The following is a 22,915-nucleotide window of genomic DNA, read 5'->3' on the forward strand; positions in this document are numbered from 1 at the left end:
ATCGTCACGCTGGAAGCCGCCCTGCTGGACCTGGACGCACTGCAGTCCCCCCCCCCCGCGCCCCCCACGGCCGCAGCGCCCGCACCGGCAGCGCCATTCATGCCCTTTGCCCCCCCCCCCCCCCCCCCCCCCGCGCCCCCCCCGGGGCCCCCCCCCCCCCCCCCCCCCCCCCCCGGCCCCCCCCCCCCCGGGGGGGGGGGGGGGGGGGTGGGGGGGCCAAAAAGCCGGTTAACAGCAGGTATACGCCCACGCGCATCCTACTGATTCCAAACGGAAATCAGAAAATGTCCACCGTGGACACTACCCCTCGCGCACCGCCACGTTCTGGTCGATCAGATACCGCTGCGACAGCGGGATCGCGGCGGCCCCCAAGGCCCGCGCATCCGCCCCCACCGTCCCCTCCCGGATCACCGGCGGCTCGATCCCCGCCAGGTCCAGCCCCATCAGCGCCCCTTGGGTCCGCCGCACAATCTCCGCCCGCACCAACACGGGCATCCACCCGTCGATCAGCACCGCCTCGATCTCCAGCAGCGCCGCCGCCGCCAGCGTGGCATGGGCCAGCGCCCCCGCCGCCTGGTCGAGCCAGGGCTCCAGCACGGCGGATGAAACCTCCCACCGGTCATGCTGCGACCAGAGGTGGTCCGACCCTTCCCCCGCCGCCTCCATCGCCTCGGCCAGCACGGACATCGACGCCAGATCAATCAGACGCCGTGTCCCCCCACCGGGAGCAGGCACCTGGATCGACCCCACCGCCGCCGCGTTTCCGGTCCGGCCAAGGAACAGCTGGCCGTTCATGACGAGGCCACCGCCGATGAAGGTCCCGAAGTAGAAGTAGAGAAAGTCCTTCGGCCGCTCCCCGGTCCCGAAAATCATCTCCGCCCCGCAGGCACTGGTCGCGTCGTTCTGGACATAGACCGGAAGCCCCGTCACCGCCTGCAGCTCCGCCCCCAGGTCGCGCGACCGCCAGGCGTCCATCTCGGACTGCGGCACCCCAAGGACCGAGACCCAGTTCCACAGCTGGAACGGCATCGCCACGCCCATCCCCATGATCCGCCCCCGCAGCGCCGGGGTCAGTTCCCCCGCCAGCGCCGGAGCCGCCTCGCGGACGAAGCCCACCACCGCGTCGGGCGTGGGGTAGCGGTAGACCTTCCGCCGGGCCGCGCGTAGCCGCCCCCGGAAATCCGTCAGCACCAGGTCCGCCGACCGCCGCCCCAGCTTCAGCCCGAAGAAGAACGCCCCCTCCGCCGCCAGGGACATGGGGATCGAGGGTTGCCCCACCCGCCCCCGCACCGGCTGACCGCGTTCGAGAAGGCCCTCCTCCTCCAGGCCCCGCATGATCACGCTCACCGTCTGCGCCGACAGCCCCGTCATCCGCGCGATGTCGGACTTGGCCAGCGCCCCGTGCCGCCGCACAAGCGACAGCACCAGCCGCTCATTGTGGTCGCGCATGCCCGACTGGTTCGTCCCCCGCACGACCTCCAGCGGATTGGGCGAGGCGTCCTGCATCGTCACCCCACCGGACCGATCACCCCCTTGCGGAGGATCACGTTGGCAAACAGCGCCGTCTCCGAGGTCGCAACCACGGCATGGGCTGCTCGGATACGGGGATAGAGCGCCTCGCCGGACAAGGGCACCACGGTCATTCCGGGAGCCATCCGGGCGAAAAGCACGTCAATCTGGCGATGGATGTCGCCCGCCTGGGCCGGGTCGTTGTTCAGGCTGGCCCTGAACAGCGCAGCCGGAACCGCTTTGTCCAGCGGCATCACCGTCATCACCGCCTCGACCACTGCCAGCACCCCGTGCCCATCGGCGCGGACCAGCCGACGGGCATGGTCCAGGGCTGGATAGTTCCCATCCACGATGGCAAGCTCATCCCCGTGCCCCATTGCCCGCAGGGTCGCCAGAAAGTCGGGCCCCAGGAGGGGCGGTATACCGATCAGCATGGCCTCCCCCTCCTCCCGGGTCCGCCAGGAGGGAAACTTGCCCCCCCATTCCAGCGCAGACTGCGGTTGGAAGACGCGGCTGTCAATAATAAATCAGAGTGATTTAATTATCTTGACGCAAGGGAGGGAATCAGCTTTCCTGTCCTCCGTCGCAGGGCCTTCCGGTCCGGCGCACGGCTTTTGAAACGGGGGCGGAATTGTCCCCACTTGGGAGGAAGACCATGAAAGTCATCACCAAAGCCCTTCTGGGCGCGGGCGCGCTTGCCCTGTCGGCCGGCTTCGCCTCGGCACAGGACGGCGTCTCGGCCTGCCTGATCACCAAGACCGACACCAACCCCTTCTTCGTGAAGATGAAGGAAGGCGCCGAGGCCAAGGCGGCCGAGCTGGGCGTGACCCTCAAGTCCTACGCCGGCAAGGTCGACGGCGACCATGACAGCCAGGTGGCTGCGGTCGAAAGCTGCATCGCCGACGGCGCCAAGGGCATCCTGATCGCCGCTTCGGACACCAAGGCCATCACGGGCCCGCTGGCCAAGGCCCGCGAAGCCGGAATCCTGGTCATCGCGCTCGACACGCCGCTGGATCCGGCTGACGCTGCCGACGCGACCTTCGCCACCGACAACCTGGAAGCCGGCCGCCTGATCGGCGCCTGGGCTGCAGCGACGCTGGGCGACAAGGCCGCTGACGCCAAGATCGCCTTCCTGAACCTGACCCCGTCGGAGCCGACCGTCGACGTCCTGCGCAACCAGGGCTTCATGATGGGCTTCGGCATCGACGTGAAGGACCCCAACGACATCGGCGACGAGGATGATCCGCGCATCGTCGGCCATGACGTGACCAACGGGAACGAGGAAGGCGGCCGCAAGGCGATGGAGAACCTGCTCCAGAAGGACCCGGGCATCAACGTCGTCCACACCATCAACGAGCCCGCCGCCGTGGGCGCCTACCAGGCGCTGAAGGCCGTGGGTCTGGAAAGCCAGGTCCTGATCGTTTCGGTCGACGGCGGCTGCCCGGGCGTTGCCTCGGTCAAGGACGGCGTGATCGGCGCGACCTCGCAGCAGTACCCGCTGCAGATGGCGGCCCTCGGCGTCGAAGCCATCGCCAAATTCGCCGCTGACGGCTCCAAGCCCGCGCCGACCGAAGGCAAGTCCTTCTTCGACACCGGCGTGGCCCTCGTCACCGACAAGCCGGCCGAAGGCGTGACCTCGATCGACACCACCAAGGGCACCGAGCTCTGCTGGGGCTGATCGCGCCCGACATCGCATCCGGCATCTGACGCCGGACCGGGAAAGGGCGGCCTTAGCGCCGCCCTTTCTTCAAGGCGAGGATTGAGGCACGATGATCTCGGGCCACAGGGGAGGGGACCAAAAGCATGACCCAGACACAGGACTTCGAAAGCGCGAGCAAGGGCGCCGACCAGAACGTCGCCCAGTTCGAAGAGAGGAGATCGCCGCTGGCCAAGCTGCAGCATGTGCTGCACGGCAACCCGGCGCTGGTGCCGTTGATCGTGCTTCTGGGCCTTATCGCCTTCTTCGGCATCTTCGCCGGTGACCGCTTCTTCAGCGCCTATACCCTGACCCTGGTGATGCAGCAGGTCGCTGTCGTCGGCATCCTGGCCGCCGCGCAGACGCTCGTCGTCCTGACCGCGGGCATCGACCTCGCCATCGGGGTGATCATGGTCTTTTCCTTCGTGGTGATGGGGAACTGGGTCCTGACCGACGGCTCGCCCGGCGACTTCGCCATCCCCGCCGTTCTGGCGCTCCTTGCAGGCTTCGTCGTGGCGGGCTTCTGGGGCTTCGTGAACGGCAACCTCGTCGCGCGCCTGCGCCTGCCACCCTTCATCGTGACGCTGGGCACCTGGAACATCATCATGGCGATCTGCCTGATCTATTCCGCCAACGAGACGATGCGCGAGGCCGACCTGACCGCGCAGACCCAGCTTCTGCACATCTTCGGCCAGAACTTCCGCGTCGGCCCGGCCGTCGTCACCTACGGCGTCGTGGCGATGATCGCGCTCTACATCGTGCTCTGGTTCATGTTGAACCACACCGCCTTCGGCCGCCACATCTATGCCGTGGGCGACGATCCCGACGCGGCCGAGCTTGCCGGCATCAGCACCAAGAAGGTCCTGATCGCCGTCTACACGCTGGCGGGCCTGATCGCCGGCCTTGCGGCCTGGGTGTCCATCGGCCGCAACGGGTCGGTCTCGCCCTCGACCGTGGTGACCGACTTCAACCTTCAGGCCATCACCGCAACGGTGATCGGGGGCATCTCGCTCTTTGGCGGACGAGGCTCGATCCTGGGGGTGCTCTTCGGGACGCTCATCGTCGGGATCATGTCGATGGGCCTCAACATGATGAACGCGGACCCGCAATGGAAGGTCCTGCTTACGGGCGTGCTGATCATCGCCGCCGTGGCGGTCGACCAGTGGATCCGCAAGGTATCGGCCTAAGGGAGGACATGATGGAACCCATTCTGACCGCACGGGGCCTGACCAAGCGCTACGGCAAGGTTACCGCGCTCGATAACTGCGACTTCGACCTGATGCCGGGCGAGATCCTCGCCGTCATCGGTGACAACGGGGCGGGGAAATCCACCCTGATCAAGGCAATCTCCGGCGCCGTTATCCCGGACGAGGGCGAGATCCGCCTCGAAGGCCAGCCGGTGTCGTTCCGCACGCCCATCGAGGCGCGGAAGGCCGGGATCGAGACGGTCTACCAGACGCTCGCCATGTCCCCGGCGCTGTCCATCGCCGACAACATGTTCATGGGGCGCGAGATCCGCAAACCCGGCATCATGGGCTCGCTCTTCCGCCAGCTTGACCGGCCGCAGATGCGCCAGTTCGCGCGGCAGAAGCTGTCGGAGCTCGGCCTCATGACGATCCAGAATATCGACCAGGCGGTCGAGACGCTTTCGGGCGGCCAGCGCCAGGGTGTGGCGGTGGCGCGTGCCGCGGCCTTCGGATCGAAGGTGGTGATCCTGGACGAACCCACCGCGGCGCTTGGCGTCAAGGAAAGCCGCCGGGTGCTGGAGCTGATCCGCGACGTCCGCAGCCGTGGCATCCCGATCATCCTGATCAGCCACAACATGCCGCATGTGTTCGAGGTGGCCGACCGCATCCACATCCACCGCCTTGGCCGCCGGCTTTGCGTCATCAAGCCCTCGGACTACACGATGTCCGATGCCGTGGCCTTCATGACCGGCGCCAAGGTCCCCGAAGGCGTGGCCGAGGTCGCGTGAACCTTCCGGCGGCGGCCTCCGGGCTGCCGCCGCTTCCGTCGAGCAGCCCCGGCCAAGGTGCAAGACCGGTCTTGGCCTTGCGCACCCATTTCCGGTCCCGGACACCACAGCTTCGGCATTTCGGCATCAGGGCCGACCGGAAATCATTGCCAGGCTGTCGCAACGCGGTTGATATTGCCCGCGGAACCCCCACATGGGGAAAAACCCGCCGCGACGCCAACCCTGCGCCCAGAACGCACGCCACGACGAGGACCCCTGCCGCATGTCGCTCGCCCTGATCGCCGCCCTACCCTTCCTTGGGGCGGTCCTTCCCGGCCTGATGATCCGCGCAGGACGCAGTGCCTGCGCCACGGCGACGGGCGCGGTCACCCTGCTGGCGCTTGTCCTGCTGGCCCTCGAAGCCCCCGCCGTCCTGCGCGGCGAGATCGTGCAGACCCGGATCGACTGGCTCCCCGCCCTTGGTCTGAACGCCACCTTCTTCCTCGACGGCCTCGGCCTGATGTTCGCCGGGCTGATCCTCGGGATCGGCCTTCTGATCATCCTCTACGCCCGCTTCTACCTGACGAAGTCCGACCCGATGGGGCAGTTCTTCACCTATCTCCTTCTGTTCCAGGGGGCGATGGTCGGGATCGTCCTGTCCGACAACATCCTGCTTCTGCTCATCTTCTGGGAGGTGACCTCGCTCAGCTCCTTCCTCCTCATCGGCTACTGGAAGCACCTGCCCGAGGGCCGTCAGGGCGCGCGGATGGCGCTGGCGGTGACGGGCGGCGGCGGGCTCGCGATGATCGCGGGGATGCTGATCCTGGGCAACATCGTGGGCAGCTACGATCTGTCCGTGATCCTGCAGAACAAGGACACGATCCAGGCCTCGCCCTACTACCTGCCTGCGCTGATCCTGATCCTGCTTGGCGCCTTCACCAAGTCGGCGCAGTTCCCCTTCCACTTCTGGCTACCCCACGCGATGGCCGCGCCCACCCCGGTCTCGGCCTACCTCCATTCGGCCACGATGGTGAAGGCCGGGATCTTCCTCATGGCCCGGATGTGGCCGGTCCTGTCGGGCACCTGGGAATGGTTCATCATCGTCACTTCGGCGGGCCTCATCACGATGGTCATGGCCGCCAAGATCGCGCTCTTCAAGGACGACCTGAAGGCGCTCCTCGCCTTCTCGACCGTCAGCCACCTTGGCCTGATCACCATGCTCCTCGGCTTCGGCACACCCGAGGCCGCGACGGTCGCGATCTTCCACATCCTGAACCACGCCACCTTCAAGGCCGCGCTCTTCATGACTGCCGGGATCGTGGACCACGAGGCGCATACCCGCGACCTGAAGCGCCTGGGCGGCCTGCGCAAGCTGATGCCCGTGACATTCGCCATCGCCGCTGTCGCCTCGCTGTCGATGGCCGGCATCCCGCCCCTGAACGGGTTCCTGTCAAAGGAACTGATGCTGGAAGAAGCGGCCCACGTCGCCTGGCCAAATGCCTGGCTCGTCGGAATCCTCGCCACCCTGGGCGCGCTCCTCTCCGTCGCCTATTCCTTCCGCTTCCTCGCCCACGGCTTCCTGGGCCCGGTCCGCGACGACTATCCGCACAGACCGCATGACCCCGGGTTCGGTCTCTGGGCCGCGCCCGCCTTCCTTGCGGTTCTGGTGGTGCTGGTGGGTCTTTTGCCCAACCTGATGATCGGCTGGCTCCTCGACCCCGCCGCTTCGGCCACGACCGGAGAGACGGTCGTCACCAACATCTACCACTGGCACGGGCTTGACGCCGTCGCGCTCTGGATGTCGCTTGCGGCCATCGGCGGCGGCCTCATCCTTTTGGGGGCCTACCCCCGCCTCCGCGGGCTCTGGGATGCCACCCCGCGCCCCGAGGCGAAGCGCATCTTCGACGGCATCATCGAGCCCCTGGCCGAGGCGTCCGACCGCTTTACCGCGATCCTGCACAATGGCCGCTTCAGCCGCAGCCTGGTCCTGGCCGTCCTCACTATTGCCGTCCTCTCCACGCTGGCCTTCCTGACCGGCGCGCCACATGCCCCCGGTGCCCGCGCGGCCTTGCCCACCGATCCGGTGATCCTCGGCCTCTGGCTGATCCTCGTCCTCGCCGCCCTCGCCACCCCGATCCTCCACCGCAACCGGATCGTGGCCCTCCTGCTAACCGGGGTGGTCGGCCTTCTCATCGCCCCAGTCTTCGCCTTCTTCTCCGCCCCCGACCTGGCCCTTACCCAGCTTTCGGTCGAGGTCGTCACCCTCCTCCTCATGCTCCTCGCGCTGAACTTCCTGCCGAAGGAGACGCCCCGCGAAAGCCGCCCGTTCCGCCGGATCCGCGATGCGGCCCTCGCCGGGATCGCGGGCCTCGGCATCGGCGGCCTCGCCTATACGATGATGAGCAGGGAAGCCGCCTTCAGGCCGATCTCCGCCTTCCACTGGGCGCAGTCCAAGCCCGGCGCGGGCGGGACCAACGCCGTCAACACCATCATCGTCGACTTCCGCGGCTACGACACCTTCGGCGAGATCATCGTCCTCGGCATCGCCGCCCTGGTGATCTTCGCCCTGACCGAGACGCTTCTGCGCAGCCCAACCGTCACCGCCCGCCTCGCTGCCCATCCCCGCGCCCGGGAATCCGGTGACCGCCACCCGGTGATGCTGGTCGTGGCCACGCGCCTCCTTCTGCCCTTCGCAATGATGGTCGGCGTCTACCTCTACCTCCGCGGCCACAACCTGCCGGGCGGAGGCTTCGTGGCCGGCCTCGCCTTCGCCATCGCCTACCTGATGCAATACATGGCGTCGGGCTACGACTGGAGCCACGCACGCCAGCGCTACGACCACCATGTCCTGATCGGCTGCGGCGTCCTGGTCGCCTCGCTGGCCGGGGTCGGGGCCTGGGCTTTCGGCCTGCCGTTCCTGACCTCGGGCTTCGAATACGTCCACCTGGAACCGCTGGAAGAGTTCGAACTGGCCAGCGCCGCGATCTTCGACCTCGGCGTCTTCCTCTGCGTCCTGGGCGCGGTCCTCCTCGCCCTCGCCTCGCTCTCGCGCCTGGCGCTGCGCACCGGGGAAGGCCCCAACACCACGGCCCACGACCTTGAGGATGCCCGCTGATGGAAGCACTCCTCGCCTCGGCCATCGGACTTCTCACCGCCGTCGGCATCTACCTGATGCTGCGGCTCCGCACCTTCCCGGTGATCCTCGGCCTTACTTTCCTCAGCTATGCGGTCAACCTCTTCCTCTTCAGCGCCGGCCGCCTGACGGTGAACGCCGCGCCTATCGTCGGCACCACCGACGCGCCCGCCGACCCCCTGCCCCAGGCTCTCGTCCTGACCGCCATCGTCATCTCCTTCGGCATGACCGCCGTCATCATGATCATGGCCATCGGCGGCCACCTGCAGGCCGGCCACGACCGCATCGACCTGGACGAAGACAAGCCATGATGAGCCACTGGATCATCGTCCCCGTCGTCCTGCCCGCGCTCGTCGCCGCGCTGATGGTGCTCGTCCTTCGGGGCCGCCTGACGCTTCAGCGGATCGCCAGCCTCGCAACCCTCGTCGCGCTGAACGCCGTCGCGATCGCCCTCCTGTCGTCGGCAACCCTGCACGGCCCCGAGGCCTACTTCCTCGGCGACTGGCCGGCCCCCTTCGGGATTGTCCTCGTCCTCGACCGGCTCTCCGCGCTGATGGTCACGCTTCTGTCGGGGCTGGCGCTTCTGACCACCCTCTACGCCATCGGCTCGAACTGGGACGCAAAGGGCACCCATTTTCACCCGCTCACGATGTTCCTCCTGATGGGCGTGGCGGGGGCCTTCCTGACCGGCGACGCCTTCAACCTCTTCGTCTTCTTCGAAGTCCTGCTCATCGCCTCTTACGGGCTGATGATCCACGGCGGGGGCGAGGCGCGGACCCGCGCCGGCATCCAGTACATCGCCTTCAACCTCGTCGGCTCCGCGCTCTTCCTCTTCGCGCTGGCGCTCCTTTACGCCACCACCGGCACGCTGAACTTTGCCGACCTTGCGCAGAAACTCCCCGCCCTGCCGCCGGAGGATGCGGCGCTCCTCCGCGTCGCGGCGGTCATGCTGCTCCTCGTCTTCGCGATCAAGGGCGCGCTGGTGCCGCTGCAGTTCTGGCTTCCCGGCACCTATGCCAACGCCCCCGGAGTCGTCGCGGCCCTGTTCGCCATCATGACCAAGGTCGGGGCCTACGCGACGATCCGCCTTGCGACCCTGGTCTTCCCGCTCGACCTGTCCGCGACCGGGACGCTGATCCCCGCGATCCTGCTGCCCACGGCTCTCGCCACGCTTGCGATCGGGTCTCTCGGAGTGTTGGGGGCAACGACGCTGCCCCGGCTCGCGGCATTTGCCGCCATCGCGTCGATGGGCACGGCCTTCCTCGCCATCGCGCACATGACCCCTCGCGGCACCTCAGCCGCGCTCTATTACATCCTCCACTCCACCTTGGCGACCGCGCTGATCTTCCTCGTCGCGGATCTCGTCGAGCGCCGCCGCGCGCATCTTGCCCTCCGCTCCGCGGCCCCGGTCTCGCAATCGGGCCTCATGGCCGCGCTCTTCCTCGCCGTCGCCGTGGCGCTCGCCGGGATGCCGCCCCTGTCGGGCTTCATCGGCAAGCTCATGGTGCTCGATGTGTGGCGGGATGATGCCCTGGTGATCTGGCCCGCGGTCCTCATCTCCTCCTTCCTGATGCTGCTCGGTCTCGCCCGCGCCGGGTCCGGCCTCTTCTGGAAACCCGCCGAGGCCGCCGCGTCCCCTGCCCCCCCCCCGGACGAGCCCCTGGCCCTCCTGGCAACCTTTGCCCTTCTCGCCGCCGTCGTGGCCCTGACCCTGGCCGCCGGTCCCATCACGGACTGGCTCACCACCACGGCCGAGGCGCTTCACGCGCCCGAGGCCTACATCGCCGCCAACCGGATCGGGGGCGGGACATGAGACGCTTCTTCCCCCACCCCTATCTCTCGCTGACGCTGGTCGTCGTCTGGTTCCTCCTGGTGAACCAGTGGAAGCTCGGAAGCCTGGTCATGGCGGTGATCCTCGCCACGATCATCCCGCTCCTCACCTCGGCCTGGTGGCCCGACCGCCCCCGCGTGAAGCGGCCCTTCGGTCTGGCCGCCTACGCGATCCTCGTCCTCTGGGACGTGATCGTCGCCAACTTCCAGGTCGCCCGCATCGTCCTCTTCATGCCGCGCGCGAAGATCCAGTCCGCCTGGATCCCGATCCCCCTTGACCTGACGACGCCCGAGGCGATCAGCCTCCTTGCCGGGACCATCACCATGACCCCCGGCACGCTCACCGCCGACCTCTCCGCCGACGGCCGCGCGCTCCTGGTCCATGCGCTGCACGCGCCCGATCCGGACGCCGTCCGCGACGACATCAAGGCCCGCTACGAGGCCCGCCTGAAAAGGATTTTCGAATGATCCTGCCCTACGCGCTCCTCTTCTTTCTCGGCTGCCTGACGCTCGCCTTCGCGCTGAACCTCTTGCGGCTCTTCTCCGCGCCAACGCTGACTGACCGCATCCTGGTCCTTGATACGATGACCGTGAACGCCATCGCGCTCGTGATCCTCTACGGCATCTGGGGCGGGACGCATCTTTACCTCGAGGTCGCCGTCCTCTTCGCGCTGACAAGCTTCGTCGGCACCGTCGCCTATTGCCGCTATCTCCTGCGCGGGAACATCATCGAATGACGGCCTTCGACACCCTCCTCGACCTCGCCCTCTCCGCCCTCCTTGTCGGCGGCGGCATCTTCGCGCTCATCGGCTCCTACGGCCTGATCCGCCTCCCCCGCCCCATGCAGCGCCTCCACGCACCGACGAAGGCCACGACCATCGGCGTCGGGGCCGCCCTTGCCGTCTCGGCCTTCGACCTGCTCGGTCAGGGCCAGGTCAGCTGGCAGGAACTCCTGGTCGCCCTCTTCCTGCTCCTCACCGCCCCGGTCTCGGCCCTCTTCCTCGCCAAGACCCTGATCCTGCGCGGCGAGGCCGACCTTGACCTCTCCCCCAGCCCCAGCGGAGCCCCCTGGGCCACACTCGCCCAACCGCCGCAGGACCCTTGACCGCCCCCAGCTTTCATCTTTGCCCACATATCCCCGCCGGAGGCCCCCGACCCCTGTCCAAGGCACAGCCTTTCATACTGGCCCAAATATCCCCGCCGGAGGCTCCTCCCACTCCACCCACGCCGCAGCCGGCCAATTTTGACCATCCGGTCAGATTTCCACCACCCCGCCCCTTGCCCGACTGCCCCCCGCGTGGCATCGTCACCCCGTCACTCTGCGGAGGCCCGATGAACACGCTTTCACCAGCCCAAACGGGCCTTCTGCCGCAGGTAACCCATGCCCGGAACCCCGGCATGGCTTTGGACCTCGACTGGGTCGCCTCGGTCCAGGCCAACACCTCGGCCATCGAACGCCGCGCCGCCACGCTGCCCGGCCGCCGCTCGGTCAAGAAGGACTACCAGGCCGCCTGGCTTCTGAAGGCCATCTCCCTCATCGACCTGACCACCCTGTCCGGAGACGACACCGCCGGCCGCGTCCAGCGCCTCTGCGCCAAGGCCCGCCAGCCGGTGGCCCCGTGGATGCTGGAGAAACTCGGCATGCCCGGCCTCACGGTGGGTGCCGTCTGCGTCTACCACGAGATGGTCGAACACGCTGTCCGGGCGCTCGAAGGCACCTCGATCCCCGTCGCCGCCGTCTCCACCGGCTTCCCCGCGGGCCTATCGCCCTACAAGCTCCGCATCGCCGAGATCGGCGAAAGCGTGAAGGCGGGCGCCAAGGAAATCGACATCGTCATCTCCCGCCGCCACGTCCTGACCCAGAACTGGCAGGCCCTCTACGACGAGATGCGCGACATGCGCGAAGCCTGCGGCGACGCCCACGTCAAGGCGATCCTCGCCACTGGCGAGCTCGGCACCCTCAGGAACGTCGCCCGCGCGAGCCTCGTCTGCATGATGGGCGGCGCCGATTTCATCAAGACCTCCACGGGGAAAGAGGCCGTCAACGCCACCCTCCCCGTATCCCTAACCATGATCCGCGCCATCCGCGACTACGAGGCGCGCACCGGCTTCAAGGTCGGTTACAAACCCGCCGGCGGCATCGCCAAGGCCAAGGACGCGCTCGTCTACCTGACGCTGATGAAGGACGAACTCGGCCACCCCTGGCTGCAACCCGACCTCTTCCGCTTCGGCGCCTCCAGCCTCCTCGGCGACATCGAGCGCCAACTCGAACACCACCTCACCGGCCACTACTCCGCCGGCTTCCGCCACGCGATGGGCTGACCCATGTTCACGACGAACATCGTCATCCTCGCCGCCATTATCCTTGTCGCCGGCCTCATGATGTTCCGCGCCACCCGGGCCTACAACACCCAGCGCGCCAGCCTCAGCGCGGACGAGGCCAGGACCTTCGACAGCCTGATCCGCCAGTCCCGGGCCGAGTTGCCGTCGCGCTTCACGACCCTCGCCGCCAGCGCCGACCGGGCGCGGCGCACCTACCTCCTCGGCATGCTGGCGATCCTCGCCGGGATCGTCTTCGTCATCATCGCGGGGCCATGACCATGACCATCAAGGAAATCTTCGACAGCATGGCCTACGGCCCCGCCCCCGAATCCGCGGCCGAGGCCCTCGCCTGGATCGCCAAGCACCAGGGCCGCTTCGGCCATTTCATCGACGGCCAGTTCACCGCCCCGGGCGAGACCTTCACCACCCACAACCCCGCCACCGGCAAACCCCTCGCCGAAGTCACCCAAGGCACCTCCGAGGACGTCGCCAGGGCCGTCGCCGCCGCCCGCCGCGCCCAACCGAAATGGGCCGCCCTCCCGGCCTTCAAGCGCGCGCAATACCTCTACGCCCTCGCCCGCCTCACCCAGAAACACTCCCGCCTCCTCGCCACCTTGGAGACCCTCGACAACGGCAAGCCGATCCGCGAGAGCCGCGACATCGACATCCCCCTCGTCGCCCGCCATTTCTCCTACCACGCCGGCCTCGCCCAGCTCCTCCCGTCCGAGCACCCCGACCTCCAACCCCTCGGCGTCTGCGGCGCCGTCATCCCCTGGAACTTCCCGCTCCTGATGCTTGCCTGGAAGGTCGCCCCTGCCCTCGCCGCCGGGAACACCATCGTCCTCAAACCCGCCGAATACACCCCCCTCACCGCCCTCCTCTTCGCCGAGATCTCCCGCGAAGCCGGCCTGCCCAAGGGCGTGCTCAACATCGTCACCGGCGACGGCACCACCGGCGCGGCCCTCGTCGACGCACCCGTGGACAAGATCGCCTTCACCGGCTCCACCTCCGTCGGCAAGCGCATCCGCGAGGCGACCGCCGGCACCGGCAAAGCCCTCACCCTCGAACTCGGCGGCAAATCCCCCTACATCGTCTTCGACGACGCCGACCTCGACTCCGCCATCGAGGGCCTCGTCGACGCCATCTGGTTTAACCAGGGCCAGGTGTGCTGCGCCGGCTCCCGCCTCCTCGTCCAGGAAGGCGTCGCCCCCCGCTTCTACGACAAGCTCAAGCGCCGGATGGACGGCCTGCGCGTCGGCGACCCGCTCGACAAGGCCATCGACATCGGCGCCATCGTCGACCCGATCCAGCTGAAAACCATCACCGACCTCGTCGCCGCCAACCCCGAAGGCCAGCACTACCGGGCCCCCTGCCCCCTCCCGGCCGCAGGCTCCTTCTACCCCCCCACCCTCATCACCGGCCTCGGCACCGCCTCCCCGCTGATGCAGGAAGAAATCTTCGGCCCCGTCCTCGTCGCCATGACCTTCCGCACGCCCGAGGAAGCGGTCGCCCTCGCCAACAACACCCGCTACGGCCTCGCCGCCACCGTCTGGACCGAGAACATCAACCTCGCCCTCGACGTGGCCCCCAAGCTCAAGGCCGGAGTCGTCTGGATCAACGCCACCAACCTCTTCGACGCCGCCGCAGGCTTCGGGGGCGTCCGTGAGTCCGGCTTTGGCCGCGAAGGCGGGTGGGAGGGCCTGATGGCCTACCTCAAACCCGCCGCCAAACCCGTGGCCCTGAAACCCGCCCAACCCGTCCCCGCGCCGCAAGAGCCCCAAGTCGACACCCTCGACCGCACCGCCAAGATGTACATCGGCGGCAAACAGGCCCGCCCCGACAGCGGCTACTCGCAACCCGTCTACGGGCCGAAAGGCAAACTCCTCGGCCATGTCGGCATCGGCAACCGCAAGGACATAAGGAACGCGGTCGAGGCCGCCCACGTCGCCAAAGGCTGGGCCAAGACCACCGCCTACAACCGCGCCCAGGTCCTCTACTTCATCGCCGAAAACCTCTCCGCCCGCGCCACCGAGTTCGCCCACAGACTCCAAGACCTCACCGGCAAACCGGGCCAGGCCGAAGTCGACGCGAGCATCCAGCGCCTCTTCACCTACGCCGCCTGGGCCGACAAATACGACGGGCACGCCAAATCCGTCCCGATCCGCGGCATCGCCTTGGCCATGAACGAACCCGTCGGCGTGATCGGAGCCCTCCTCCCCGACGAATGCCCCCTCCTCGGCCTCGTCTCCGTGATGGCCCCCGCCATCGCGATGGGCAACACCACGGTCCTCGTGCCAGGGGTCGCCCCCCTCTCCGCCACCGACTTCTACCAGATCCTCGACACCTCCGACGTGCCGGCCGGAGTCGTCAACATCGTCACCGGCCCCGCCCCCGACCTCGCCAAATCCCTCGCCGGCCACATGGACGTCGACGCGGTCTGGAGCTTCTCCTCCCACCCCCTCTCCGCCCTCATCGAGCGCGAAGCGGCCGGCAACCTCAAACGCACCTGGGTCAACCACGGGAAGGCGCGGACCTGGATGGGCCCCGAGGGCGAAGGCCGGACGTTCCTGTCCCAGGCCACCGAGGTCAAGACGATCTGGGTGCCGTATGGGGAGTGACGACTCAACCAACGTAGGGTGCGCTAAAGCGCACCGTCGGATGGTGCGCTATAGCGCACCCTACGATGTCCCACCCGCATGAAGACGTGACCAATCGTTTGTTCGCAAACTGTTTTTCACTGCCTGCGCAAGGATCTCGTTGGGCTTCCGAGACGGTCCAATCACATGGCAGTACCTGACATTTGTCGCGTTTGTCTTGGTTGCCGTTTGGCTGGATTGGCTTTGGCTGACAGCAGGAAAAAGCGCTCTCAATGCTTGGGCAAACCGTCGCAATTCACCGTAGGGTGCGCTACAGCGCACTAGCCGACGGTGCGCTGTAGCGCACCCTACGCTGCCGCACCGACATCTCGATGCCACGACGAATAGGGCCAATCCCGAACGTCCTGTACAAGCCCATGCTTCACCGGATTCGCCCAGCAATACTGCACGCAGGTCGAAAAATCCTGCTCGCCCCGCACATGGTGCTCCCAGAAACGACGCTGCCAGATGCCCTTTTCTCGTCGCAGGACATGGCTCGACCGCAACCGCCCCTCAGGCAGCGCCTTGGAGAACGTCGCCTTGATCTGTCCCATCCTGCCGCTGTAATCCGTATCGCCCTCCGGCAAGGTCCAGACGCAATGCATGTGATCGGGCAGCACAACCCAGGCATCGATCTGAAATGGCCGCTTGAGACGCGTCACGCGGACCGCATGGCGCAAGGCCTCGATCTCCCGCACGAGCAAATCGGACCCCCGCTCTGCAAGGGTGACCGTCAAATAAACCGAAGCGCCGGGAACTTTGGGGCGAAGATAGTTGGACATGCCCGAAAGCTACCAACCAACCCTTAACACCCAGTAACCAACATTTCCCCACCGTAGGGTGCGCTACAGCGCACCGCCCCGGCCCAACAAACGCGATTCGCCCCCCAAGGTTAACGCCTGACCATCTCCACGCGCGTAGAGACGGAAGGAAGACGCCAGAAAGACGCCTCCAAAACCCCCACGCAGCCCCAAATCCCCCGGATTAACCCAGCGTTCCCGACCCCTTACCCGGAGTCCCTTGCGGCCGCTACGCCCGCCCCGCCGCCGCACTGAGAGTCAAAGGATCGATCCCCATCCCCCGCAGCGCCGCCGACCACTTGCCGCCGTCGTCCGGGGCGAACAACAGCCCCTCCGCCGCTTCGCAGGTCAGCCAGTCGTTCCGCGCGATCTCGGCCTCCAGCTGGCCCGGCCCCCAGCCGGAATAACCCAGCGCCAGCAAAGCCTTACCCGGCCCTCCGCCCGAGGCCAAAGCCTCCAGCACGTTGATCGTCGCGGTCATCTCCAGGCCCCCAGGCACCGCCATCGTGCCTTCGGCCCCGTTCCGCTCCCAGTCGGACGAGTGCAGGACAAACCCCCGCCCCCGCTCCACCGGGCCGCCGAAATGCACGCTGATCTCGCGGCCGGAGGGCGCGCGGGGGATGTTAAGGTGGTCAAGAAGGCCGGAAAAGCTTAACTCTTCCAAGGGCTTGTTGACGATCAACCCCATCGCTCCCTCGTCGGAATGCGCGCAGATCAGCACCACGCTCCGCTCGAACCGGGGGTCGGCCATGCCCGGCATGGCGATCAGGATCTGTCCGGAAAGGTCCATCGGGTCCCTCCTCCAACTCATTGAAAGATAACGCCAGCCCGCCGCGTTACAATGGCCATTCTGCCACGCTCACGTCCCGTCGCCGCAAAGTGATTTCCCAACCGCCCGGCTTTTCCTATGTTCCACACATGATCAAATGCGCCTGTACCCTTGCCCTCCTTGCCGCCCCCGCCCTGGCCACGACGCAGGACGATGTCCTTGCGGCGCAACTAAGGCCGGGATGGCAAATGGAAAACGGCGCGCACATGGCGGCGGTCGAACTGCAGCTCGCCCCCGGCTGGAAGACCTACTGGCGCAGCCCCGGTGATGCCGGCATCCCACCTGTCTTCGATTGGTCGGGCTCCCAGAACGTGAAGTCCGTCCGCATCCACTGGCCTGCCCCGCAGGTGTTCGAGCTGAACGGGATGCAGACCATCGGCTACCACGAACGCCTTGTCCTCCCCGTCGAGATCACGCCCGACGACCCCTCCCTGCCGATGCGCCTGGCCGTTTCGGTCGAGCTCGGGGTCTGCGACGAAATCTGCCTCCCGGCCAGCCTGTCGCTCGTCTCGGACCTTGCCCCCCCGGGCGCGCCGGACCCCGCGATCCAGACCGCCCTGACCCAGCGCCCTGCCACTGCGGGTGAAGCGGGGGTGACCGATGTCGCCTGCCAGGTCGACCCCATCGCCGACGGCCTTCGCCTGACCGCCAAGGTCCGCCTCCCCGATCCCGGCCGGCCAGAGGTCGTGGCCTTCGAAACCGCCGACCGCGCGGTCTGGGTGGCCGAAGCCATCACCGAACGGCGCGGGGGCGAACTCATCAGCATCACGGAACTCGTGCCCCCCAACGGCGCACCCTTTGCGCTGGACCGATCGGGCGTCACGATGACCATTCTCGCCGCCAACGGTGCCGTCGAGGTCATGGGCTGCCCGGCGCCCTGACGCAGGGTTGTGGGTCGGTCGACCGGGGCCTAGTCTGCCGGGCATGGGAATCGCCGCCGAAATCGCCGAGGACTGGCACGCCGCGCTTGCAGCCTTGGCCTGGCAGCTTGACGCGGGCGTAGACGAGGCGATCGGCGACGCCCCGGTCAACCGCTACGAGCTTGCGGTCGAAGCCCCGAAGCCCGCGGTTTCAAATACGTCTCCGCCCCCTGCCGCGGCTCCGGCTGCCGACCCGGTCGACGTCGCGCGCGCGGTCGCCGCAGAGGCCGGAACACTGGACGCCCTACGGGACGCCTTGGCCGGATATGCCCATTGCGATCTGAAGAAAGGGGCGCGCAACACTGTCTTCGCCGATGGCAACCCCAAGGCCCGCGTGCTGATCCTGGGCGAGGCGCCGGGGGCGGAAGAGGACCGCGAGGGTCGTCCCTTCGTCGGACGCGCCGGCCAGCTTCTGGACCGGATGTTCGCCGCCATCGGCCTGTCGCGGACCTCGCCCGACGCGGACTCGGCGCTCTACATCACCAATGTCATGCCCTGGCGCCCCCCGGGCAACCGCGACCCTGAGCCCGGGGAAATCGCGATGATGCTGCCCTTCGTCGAACGCCACATCGCGCTGGTCGATCCCCAAGTGATCGTGGCCGTGGGCAACACGCCGCTTTTCGCGCTGACCGGGGCCAAGGGCATCCTGCGGGCGCGCGGGAACTGGGCGCAGGCGCTTGGCAAGCCGCTTCTGCCGATGACCCATCCGGCCTATCTTCTCCGCAATCCCGCCGCCAAGCGCGAGGCCTGGGCGGACCTTCTGTCCCTGCAAGCGAGGTTGCGCTGAATGCTGCCCGTCGACCCGCTGGTCCTCCTTGCCTTCATTCCCGCGGGCCTCGCGCTGAACCTGACACCGGGGGCAGACATGATGTTCTGTCTCGGGCAGGGCCTGAAGTCCGGCTGGCGCCCCGCGATGGCGGCGAATTTCGGCATCGCTCTGGGCGGCATGGTCCACACGCTTCTGGCCGCGCTTGGCCTTGGCGCGCTGGTCGCGGCCCATCCGGCGGCGTTCGAGGCGATCCGCTGGGTTGGTGTCGGCTACCTTCTGTGGCTTGCCGTGGGCGCGCTGCGGTCGTCACCTTTCGCCGCCGAGGCGCAGGTGACGCGGACCTCCGCTGCTCGCGCGTTCTGGCAGGGGCTGCTGGTCAACCTGCTCAATCCCAAGGTGATCCTCTTCATCCTGGCCTTCCTGCCGCAGTTCGTCGACCCCAGCCGCCCGATCCTGCCGCAGTTCCTGACGCTGGGGGTCGTGTTCAGCTTCGGCGGCCTCGTGGTCAACGGCGCGGTGGGGATCTTTGCCGGGTCCATCGGCCAGCGCGTCGCCCGGTCCGCGGGCCTTGCGAAATGGCTTTCCCGGATCAGCGCCACGATCTTCGGCGCGCTGGCCCTGCGGCTCGCGCTCATGCCAAGGAACTGAGATGTCCCGCATCGACGAAAGCCTGCCTTTCCACCCCGTCCGCATCGCGGTCCTGACGGTCAGCGACACCCGCACGCCCGAGACGGACAAGTCGGGCGACACGCTGGTCGATCGGCTGGCGCAGGCCGGACATGTGCTGGCGGACCGAGGCATCGTACCGGACGACCGCGCCGCCATCGTCGCCCGCCTGAAGGCCTGGATCGCCGACCCCCAGGTCGACGTGATCCTGACCACCGGCGGCACCGGCCTCACGGGCCGCGACGTCACCGTGGAAGCGCACCGAGAGGTCTACGAGAAAGAGATCGAGGCCTTCGGCACGGTCTTCACCATCGTCTCGATGCAGAAGATCGGCACCAGCGCGGTGCAAAGCCGCGCCACCGGGGGCGTGGCGGGCGGGACGTACCTCTTCGCCCTTCCTGGCAGCCCCGGCGCCTGCCGCGATGCCTGGGACGAGATCCTGAAACCCCAGCTCGACAGTCGCCACCGCCCCTGCAACTTCGTCGAGATTATGCCGCGGCTGGAAGAGCACTTGAAGCGGAAGTGACGCCTCCCCGGAACCTCCTCGTGCGCCTTCCATCCTCGTCGGAAGACCCGCGAGGCGTGCGGGAGGCCTGGACGAGCCTTTCCCTTGCCCCGCCCCGCACCCTTTGCGATAGAGGGGGAAACCGGACAAGGGGACGACCATGGCCTTCCGCGCCCGCCATCTGCTTGGCATCGAACATCTCGCGCCCCTGGAGATCACCACCGTCCTCGACCTCGCCGACCGCTATGTCGACCTGAACCGCCGCACGGTGAAGCAGTCGGACGTGCTGGCGGGGATGACGCAGATCAACCTGTTCTTCGAGAATTCGACCCGTACGCAATCGTCCTTCGAACTGGCCGGGAAACGGCTCGGCGCGGATGTGATGAACATGTCGGTGGCGAATTCGTCGGTGAAGAAGGGCGAGACGCTGATCGACACCGCGATGACCTTGAACGCGATGCACCCGGACCTGCTGGTGGTGCGGCACGGGGCCTCTGGCGCGGTCAACCTGCTGGCGCAGAAGGTCGACTGCGCCGTCCTGAACGCGGGCGACGGGCGGCATGAGCATCCGACCCAGGCACTGCTCGACGCGCTCACCATCCGCCGCGCCAAGGGCCGCATCCAGCGCCTGACCATCGCCATCTGCGGCGACATTGCGCACAGCCGCGTGGCGCGGTCGAACCTGATCCTGCTCGGCAAGATGGAAAACCGCCTGCGCCTGATCGCCCCGCCGACCCTGATGCCCTCGGGCGTGGAGGACTTCGGCTGCGAGCTTTTCGACGACATGCGCGACGGGCTGAAGGGCGCGGACGTGGTGATGATGCTGCGGCTGCAAAAGGAACGGATGGACGGCGGGTTCATCCCCTCGGAACGCGAATACTACCACCGCTACGGGCTGGACGCCGAGAAACTATCCTACGCCTCGCCCGAAGCCATCGTCATGCACCCGGGGCCCATGAACCGCGGGGTGGAGATCGACGGGGACCTCGCCGACGACATCAACCGGTCAGTGATCCAGGACCAGGTCGAAATGGGCGTCGCGGTTCGGATGGCCTGCATGGACCTCCTCGCCCGGAACCTCCGGGCCGAGCGGGGGCGGAAGATTGTGGGGATGATGGCGTAAGGTGGCGATGAGGCAAGCGCCCGCTTACTCGATCTGGGAAATCGGATCCGACCGCGCGCCGCCCGGTAAGCTGACCGATCTCTTGGCCGGGGATGAACGCCTGCTGTGGTCCGCCACGTTGTCCAGCCGCAGGCTTCTTCCACGCTACGCCATCAGTTGCTTCATCTGTCTTGGCATGGCGGGATGGATGGCCACAGTGGCCCCGTGGGGAGAGGACGTCACTGACTACTGCGCCCGTGCAGCGGTGAGGAATTGCCGAACTGCCTTCTACCTCATCCCGTTTGTGGGGGTCCTCTGCGCGGGCCTGGGTGCCTGGTTCTTTCGCGAAGCATGGCAATCCCGCTTCGCGCCGGTCTTGATCCTGTACGGCCTGACGACCGACCGCGCCCTGCGGATCAACGGGTGGAACCCCGGCAAGGTTCGCAGCAGGCAGCTGAGGCGTGGTGAGGCCCGGATCGATTACTACGGCGATGTGCAAGTTGACGGGTCGAGATCCGGGTTTGTCTTCACTGCGCTTGACAAAGAGGACGCCAGGCGCGCGGTTTATTGGGCAAACGTCGGCCGTTTCGACTCCGACGGTCATGGGCCGCAGTCATGACGCTCTCCCTCCACCTCCGCACCGGCGAGACCGCAGGTTGCCCCCGTCCCCGGCCTGCACCAGCGCAGGAAGGCGCTCTTCCTGATGGCCTTCGGGCTTCCCTTCCTCTTCATCGGTCTCGCGCTCTTTTTCTACGGCCTTACCCAACTCCCCAAGTCCGCCACACTCTCCGAAGGCGGGCCTTGCCTTGTTCCTGGGAGCCTTCTCCATCCCCCTCAGCGGGATCGGTGCCTTGCTCATCTTCGGCCCGCTGGTCTACGCCCGCACGGCCGCCCGCGATATCCGCTACACGCTCACCACCCGCGCGGCCTACATCCAGCGGACGGGGCGCTTCCCCAACCTGAAGGTTTACCCGATCCTGCCCTCGACCGCCCTGGAACCGGAACCCGGCAAGCGCGCTTCTACCATCTGGCTGCATGCCAGGCTGGAGAGGGACTCGGATGGCGCGCTGGAGACCACCAAAGCGGGGTTCGAAAACATCGCCGAGGCGGATAAGGTCTACCGGATGATCCGCGACCTGCAGGCGTAGCCATGACCCCCGACCCCGACCGCAAGCCCACCCGGGCAGAGATGCGCCAGACCGGCATGGTGGCCGCCGCCGCCCTGGTCTTCATCGCCATCTTCACCATCGTCATTGTCTGGATCGCCTGATGGCCCGGATCGAGCCCGATTCGATCCTTGGCGCCGACGCACCGCTGCAAACCGGCGAAACCGTCCTTGCCGAGTTCCGCGCGGACCGCATCGCCTATTGGCGCAGTCACCTCATCATGGCCGTGGTCCTTGGCTTCGCGGCGGGCCTGTTCCTGGTCTGGCAGGGCAACCCCTATCCCATTGCCGGCCCCTTCGGAGCCGTCCTCGCCATCGGAGCGCGGGCGGCCTTCCTTGCCTCGGAAGCCCTCGCCGAGGTCTGGCGCCTGACCGATCGTCGGCTTCTCGGTCCCGGGGGACGCGCGATCCCGCTGGCGCAGGTGCAGTCGGCCCGGCCCATCCTCGGCGCGGTCCAGGTCACCACCACCTCGGGGGAGCGCCACCTCATCAAGTACCAGGCCGATCCCGCCGCCACCGCCACCCGGATCACGGAACGCCGATGACCCTGACCATCCCAGCCCATGACCGCGACGGCATCCGGGTCTTCACGGCCAAGCTGACCGCCGACGACCTGCAGCGCGACAAGGCCCGCCTCGCGGCCGATTTGCTGGGCGATCCCGACCTCGATCCCGCCTACGTCGAGATCTTCGATCTTGCCGACTTGTCCGGCGTCGGGCTGTCTGGCTACCTGACCGAAGGGCTGGGCGTCCCCGGGGCCGCCATCTCCGATCCCGCGCGGCTGGATGCCCTGACGGGTCCTGTCCTGATCCTTCTGTCCAAGGCACTGCACGGGCGCGAGGTGACGCTGACCCCCGACCCTCGCCTGACGCTGGTCGGCACCTATGCCGAGGAGCTCCCGCCGGTTCACTTCGAGCCCCTGCCCGCCGCCGCCGCGCAAGGCATGCTTACCCCCGACCTGCCCCCTGACCGCACACCGCAACGGCCTGGTTCGGCCTTCCTGCTTCTGGGGATCGCCCTTGTCCTGACGGCCGTGACCGCCCTCTGGCTCGCCTTCGGCTGAGTTCCAGTGGACAAGC

General features: G+C 67.6%; 25 protein-coding genes. 21 read left to right on the top strand and 4 right to left on the bottom strand.

The features are described from left to right. Positions 1-300: 300 nt before the first annotated feature. Both ACE3Q6_RS20505 and ACE3Q6_RS20510 read right to left on the bottom strand, forming a co-directional pair. On the bottom strand, positions 301-1,506 hold the full coding sequence (locus tag ACE3Q6_RS20505) for an ROK family protein (RefSeq protein WP_374436617.1): 1,206 nt from the start codon (positions 1,504-1,506) through the stop codon (positions 301-303). Between the two features lie 2 nt (positions 1,507-1,508). Beyond that, entirely contained in the window at positions 1,509-1,943 is a 435-nt protein-coding gene (locus tag ACE3Q6_RS20510) for an RbsD/FucU family protein (RefSeq protein ID WP_374436552.1), read from the bottom strand. Between the two features lie 221 nt (positions 1,944-2,164). Here ACE3Q6_RS20510 and ACE3Q6_RS20515 point away from each other — a divergent pair, with 221 nt between their 5' ends. From ACE3Q6_RS20515 to ACE3Q6_RS20570, 12 genes are all read left to right on the top strand, one after another. Then, positions 2,165-3,187: a sugar ABC transporter substrate-binding protein gene (locus ACE3Q6_RS20515; protein ID WP_374436554.1), complete on the top strand. Its 1,023-nt coding sequence runs from the start codon at positions 2,165-2,167 to the stop codon at positions 3,185-3,187. 125 nt (positions 3,188-3,312) lie between these two features. After that, positions 3,313-4,392, top strand: a complete 1,080-nt coding sequence (locus ACE3Q6_RS20520; protein WP_374436556.1) for an ABC transporter permease — start codon at positions 3,313-3,315, stop codon at positions 4,390-4,392. An 11-nt stretch (positions 4,393-4,403) separates the two neighbouring features. Beyond that, positions 4,404-5,180, top strand: coding sequence for an ATP-binding cassette domain-containing protein (locus ACE3Q6_RS20525; protein ID WP_374436559.1), 777 nt, complete (start codon positions 4,404-4,406; stop codon positions 5,178-5,180). 262 nt (positions 5,181-5,442) lie between these two features. Continuing rightward, positions 5,443-8,274 carry a monovalent cation/H+ antiporter subunit A gene (locus ACE3Q6_RS20530; protein ID WP_374436561.1) on the top strand — a complete coding sequence of 944 codons (2,832 nt, stop codon included), beginning with the start codon at positions 5,443-5,445 and terminating at the stop codon, positions 8,272-8,274. Next, complete coding sequence (locus ACE3Q6_RS20535) at positions 8,274-8,603, top strand: Na+/H+ antiporter subunit C (protein WP_374436563.1); 330 nt, start codon at positions 8,274-8,276, stop codon at positions 8,601-8,603. The genes ACE3Q6_RS20530 and ACE3Q6_RS20535 overlap by 1 nt, the downstream gene beginning before the upstream one ends. After that, a complete protein-coding gene (locus ACE3Q6_RS20540) occupies positions 8,603-10,105 on the top strand; it encodes a monovalent cation/H+ antiporter subunit D (RefSeq protein WP_374436565.1) in 1,503 nt (500 codons plus the stop codon). Before ACE3Q6_RS20535 ends, ACE3Q6_RS20540 begins: the two co-directional genes overlap by 1 nt. After that, on the top strand, positions 10,102-10,590 hold the full coding sequence (locus ACE3Q6_RS20545) for a Na+/H+ antiporter subunit E (protein WP_374436567.1): 489 nt from the start codon (positions 10,102-10,104) through the stop codon (positions 10,588-10,590). The genes ACE3Q6_RS20540 and ACE3Q6_RS20545 overlap by 4 nt, the downstream gene beginning before the upstream one ends. Beyond that, positions 10,590-10,859: a K+/H+ antiporter subunit F gene (locus ACE3Q6_RS20550; RefSeq protein WP_374436620.1), complete on the top strand. Its 270-nt coding sequence runs from the start codon at positions 10,590-10,592 to the stop codon at positions 10,857-10,859. Before ACE3Q6_RS20545 ends, ACE3Q6_RS20550 begins: the two co-directional genes overlap by 1 nt. Continuing rightward, the gene (locus tag ACE3Q6_RS20555; protein ID WP_374436569.1) at positions 10,856-11,227 is read left to right on the top strand and encodes a cation:proton antiporter; all 372 of its coding nucleotides are present in this window, start codon (positions 10,856-10,858) and stop codon (positions 11,225-11,227) included. Before ACE3Q6_RS20550 ends, ACE3Q6_RS20555 begins: the two co-directional genes overlap by 4 nt. 227 nt (positions 11,228-11,454) lie before the next feature. After that, positions 11,455-12,444, top strand: a complete 990-nt coding sequence (gene deoC, locus ACE3Q6_RS20560) for a deoxyribose-phosphate aldolase (protein ID WP_374436571.1) — start codon at positions 11,455-11,457, stop codon at positions 12,442-12,444. Between the two features lie 3 nt (positions 12,445-12,447). After that, positions 12,448-12,720 (top strand): hypothetical protein, encoded by a 273-nt coding sequence (locus ACE3Q6_RS20565; protein WP_374436573.1) that lies wholly within the window; start codon positions 12,448-12,450, stop codon positions 12,718-12,720. A 2-nt stretch (positions 12,721-12,722) separates the two neighbouring features. Beyond that, entirely contained in the window at positions 12,723-15,062 is a 2,340-nt protein-coding gene (locus ACE3Q6_RS20570; RefSeq protein WP_374436622.1) for an aldehyde dehydrogenase family protein, read from the top strand. A 326-nt stretch (positions 15,063-15,388) separates the two neighbouring features. Here ACE3Q6_RS20570 and ACE3Q6_RS20575 read toward each other — a convergent pair whose 3' ends face one another. Then, a complete protein-coding gene (locus ACE3Q6_RS20575) occupies positions 15,389-15,862 on the bottom strand; it encodes a transposase (protein WP_374436575.1) in 474 nt (157 codons plus the stop codon). A gap of 247 nt (positions 15,863-16,109) precedes the next feature. Then, positions 16,110-16,670: a YqgE/AlgH family protein gene (locus tag ACE3Q6_RS20580; RefSeq protein WP_374436577.1), complete on the bottom strand. Its 561-nt coding sequence runs from the start codon at positions 16,668-16,670 to the stop codon at positions 16,110-16,112. Between the two features lie 128 nt (positions 16,671-16,798). Between ACE3Q6_RS20580 and ACE3Q6_RS20585 the strand changes: the two genes are divergently transcribed. From ACE3Q6_RS20585 to ACE3Q6_RS20625, 9 genes are all read left to right on the top strand, one after another. Then, the gene (locus ACE3Q6_RS20585) at positions 16,799-17,590 is read left to right on the top strand and encodes a protein-disulfide reductase DsbD domain-containing protein (RefSeq protein ID WP_374436579.1); all 792 of its coding nucleotides are present in this window, start codon (positions 16,799-16,801) and stop codon (positions 17,588-17,590) included. Positions 17,591-17,633: 43 nt separating this feature from the next. Then, positions 17,634-18,416, top strand: coding sequence for a uracil-DNA glycosylase family protein (locus ACE3Q6_RS20590; RefSeq protein ID WP_374436581.1), 783 nt, complete (start codon positions 17,634-17,636; stop codon positions 18,414-18,416). Continuing rightward, entirely contained in the window at positions 18,417-19,046 is a 630-nt protein-coding gene (locus tag ACE3Q6_RS20595) for a LysE family translocator (RefSeq protein ID WP_374436583.1), read from the top strand. It abuts the gene before it with no gap. Position 19,047: 1 nt separating this feature from the next. Continuing rightward, positions 19,048-19,590: a molybdenum cofactor biosynthesis protein B gene (moaB, locus tag ACE3Q6_RS20600; protein WP_374436584.1), complete on the top strand. Its 543-nt coding sequence runs from the start codon at positions 19,048-19,050 to the stop codon at positions 19,588-19,590. A 139-nt stretch (positions 19,591-19,729) separates the two neighbouring features. Beyond that, positions 19,730-20,692 carry an aspartate carbamoyltransferase catalytic subunit gene (locus ACE3Q6_RS20605; RefSeq protein ID WP_374436586.1) on the top strand — a complete coding sequence of 321 codons (963 nt, stop codon included), beginning with the start codon at positions 19,730-19,732 and terminating at the stop codon, positions 20,690-20,692. 7 nt (positions 20,693-20,699) lie between these two features. Next, a complete protein-coding gene (locus tag ACE3Q6_RS20610; RefSeq protein WP_374436588.1) occupies positions 20,700-21,290 on the top strand; it encodes a hypothetical protein in 591 nt (196 codons plus the stop codon). 187 nt (positions 21,291-21,477) lie between these two features. After that, positions 21,478-21,819: a hypothetical protein gene (locus ACE3Q6_RS20615; protein ID WP_374436590.1), complete on the top strand. Its 342-nt coding sequence runs from the start codon at positions 21,478-21,480 to the stop codon at positions 21,817-21,819. A gap of 121 nt (positions 21,820-21,940) precedes the next feature. After that, positions 21,941-22,381: a hypothetical protein gene (locus ACE3Q6_RS20620; protein WP_374436593.1), complete on the top strand. Its 441-nt coding sequence runs from the start codon at positions 21,941-21,943 to the stop codon at positions 22,379-22,381. Next, positions 22,378-22,899: a hypothetical protein gene (locus ACE3Q6_RS20625; RefSeq protein WP_374436595.1), complete on the top strand. Its 522-nt coding sequence runs from the start codon at positions 22,378-22,380 to the stop codon at positions 22,897-22,899. Before ACE3Q6_RS20620 ends, ACE3Q6_RS20625 begins: the two co-directional genes overlap by 4 nt. The last annotated feature ends 16 nt before the right edge of the window (positions 22,900-22,915 follow it).

This window comes from Tabrizicola sp. (assembly GCF_041913445.1).
Classification (GTDB): domain Bacteria; phylum Pseudomonadota; class Alphaproteobacteria; order Rhodobacterales; family Rhodobacteraceae; genus Tabrizicola.

Coding starts and splice junctions, on each gene's coding strand:
- ACE3Q6_RS20590 (WP_374436581.1), top strand. CDS start 17,634: ATGGGAATCGCCGCCGAAATCGCCGAGGACTGGCACGCCGCGCTTGCA.
- ACE3Q6_RS20520 (WP_374436556.1), top strand. CDS start 3,313: ATGACCCAGACACAGGACTTCGAAAGCGCGAGCAAGGGCGCCGACCAG.
- ACE3Q6_RS20610 (WP_374436588.1), top strand. CDS start 20,700: ATGAGGCAAGCGCCCGCTTACTCGATCTGGGAAATCGGATCCGACCGC.
- ACE3Q6_RS20505 (WP_374436617.1), bottom strand. CDS start 1,506: ATGCAGGACGCCTCGCCCAATCCGCTGGAGGTCGTGCGGGGGACGAAC.
- ACE3Q6_RS20545 (WP_374436567.1), top strand. CDS start 10,102: ATGAGACGCTTCTTCCCCCACCCCTATCTCTCGCTGACGCTGGTCGTC.
- ACE3Q6_RS20595 (WP_374436583.1), top strand. CDS start 18,417: ATGCTGCCCGTCGACCCGCTGGTCCTCCTTGCCTTCATTCCCGCGGGC.
- ACE3Q6_RS20570 (WP_374436622.1), top strand. CDS start 12,723: ATGACCATCAAGGAAATCTTCGACAGCATGGCCTACGGCCCCGCCCCC.
- deoC (WP_374436571.1), top strand. CDS start 11,455: ATGAACACGCTTTCACCAGCCCAAACGGGCCTTCTGCCGCAGGTAACC.
- ACE3Q6_RS20605 (WP_374436586.1), top strand. CDS start 19,730: ATGGCCTTCCGCGCCCGCCATCTGCTTGGCATCGAACATCTCGCGCCC.
- ACE3Q6_RS20575 (WP_374436575.1), bottom strand. CDS start 15,862: ATGTCCAACTATCTTCGCCCCAAAGTTCCCGGCGCTTCGGTTTATTTG.
- ACE3Q6_RS20525 (WP_374436559.1), top strand. CDS start 4,404: ATGGAACCCATTCTGACCGCACGGGGCCTGACCAAGCGCTACGGCAAG.
- ACE3Q6_RS20515 (WP_374436554.1), top strand. CDS start 2,165: ATGAAAGTCATCACCAAAGCCCTTCTGGGCGCGGGCGCGCTTGCCCTG.
- ACE3Q6_RS20585 (WP_374436579.1), top strand. CDS start 16,799: ATGATCAAATGCGCCTGTACCCTTGCCCTCCTTGCCGCCCCCGCCCTG.
- ACE3Q6_RS20555 (WP_374436569.1), top strand. CDS start 10,856: ATGACGGCCTTCGACACCCTCCTCGACCTCGCCCTCTCCGCCCTCCTT.
- ACE3Q6_RS20565 (WP_374436573.1), top strand. CDS start 12,448: ATGTTCACGACGAACATCGTCATCCTCGCCGCCATTATCCTTGTCGCC.
- ACE3Q6_RS20510 (WP_374436552.1), bottom strand. CDS start 1,943: ATGCTGATCGGTATACCGCCCCTCCTGGGGCCCGACTTTCTGGCGACC.
- ACE3Q6_RS20535 (WP_374436563.1), top strand. CDS start 8,274: ATGGAAGCACTCCTCGCCTCGGCCATCGGACTTCTCACCGCCGTCGGC.
- ACE3Q6_RS20580 (WP_374436577.1), bottom strand. CDS start 16,670: ATGGACCTTTCCGGACAGATCCTGATCGCCATGCCGGGCATGGCCGAC.
- ACE3Q6_RS20620 (WP_374436593.1), top strand. CDS start 21,941: ATGGCCCGGATCGAGCCCGATTCGATCCTTGGCGCCGACGCACCGCTG.
- moaB (WP_374436584.1), top strand. CDS start 19,048: ATGTCCCGCATCGACGAAAGCCTGCCTTTCCACCCCGTCCGCATCGCG.
- ACE3Q6_RS20530 (WP_374436561.1), top strand. CDS start 5,443: ATGTCGCTCGCCCTGATCGCCGCCCTACCCTTCCTTGGGGCGGTCCTT.
- ACE3Q6_RS20625 (WP_374436595.1), top strand. CDS start 22,378: ATGACCCTGACCATCCCAGCCCATGACCGCGACGGCATCCGGGTCTTC.
- ACE3Q6_RS20540 (WP_374436565.1), top strand. CDS start 8,603: ATGAGCCACTGGATCATCGTCCCCGTCGTCCTGCCCGCGCTCGTCGCC.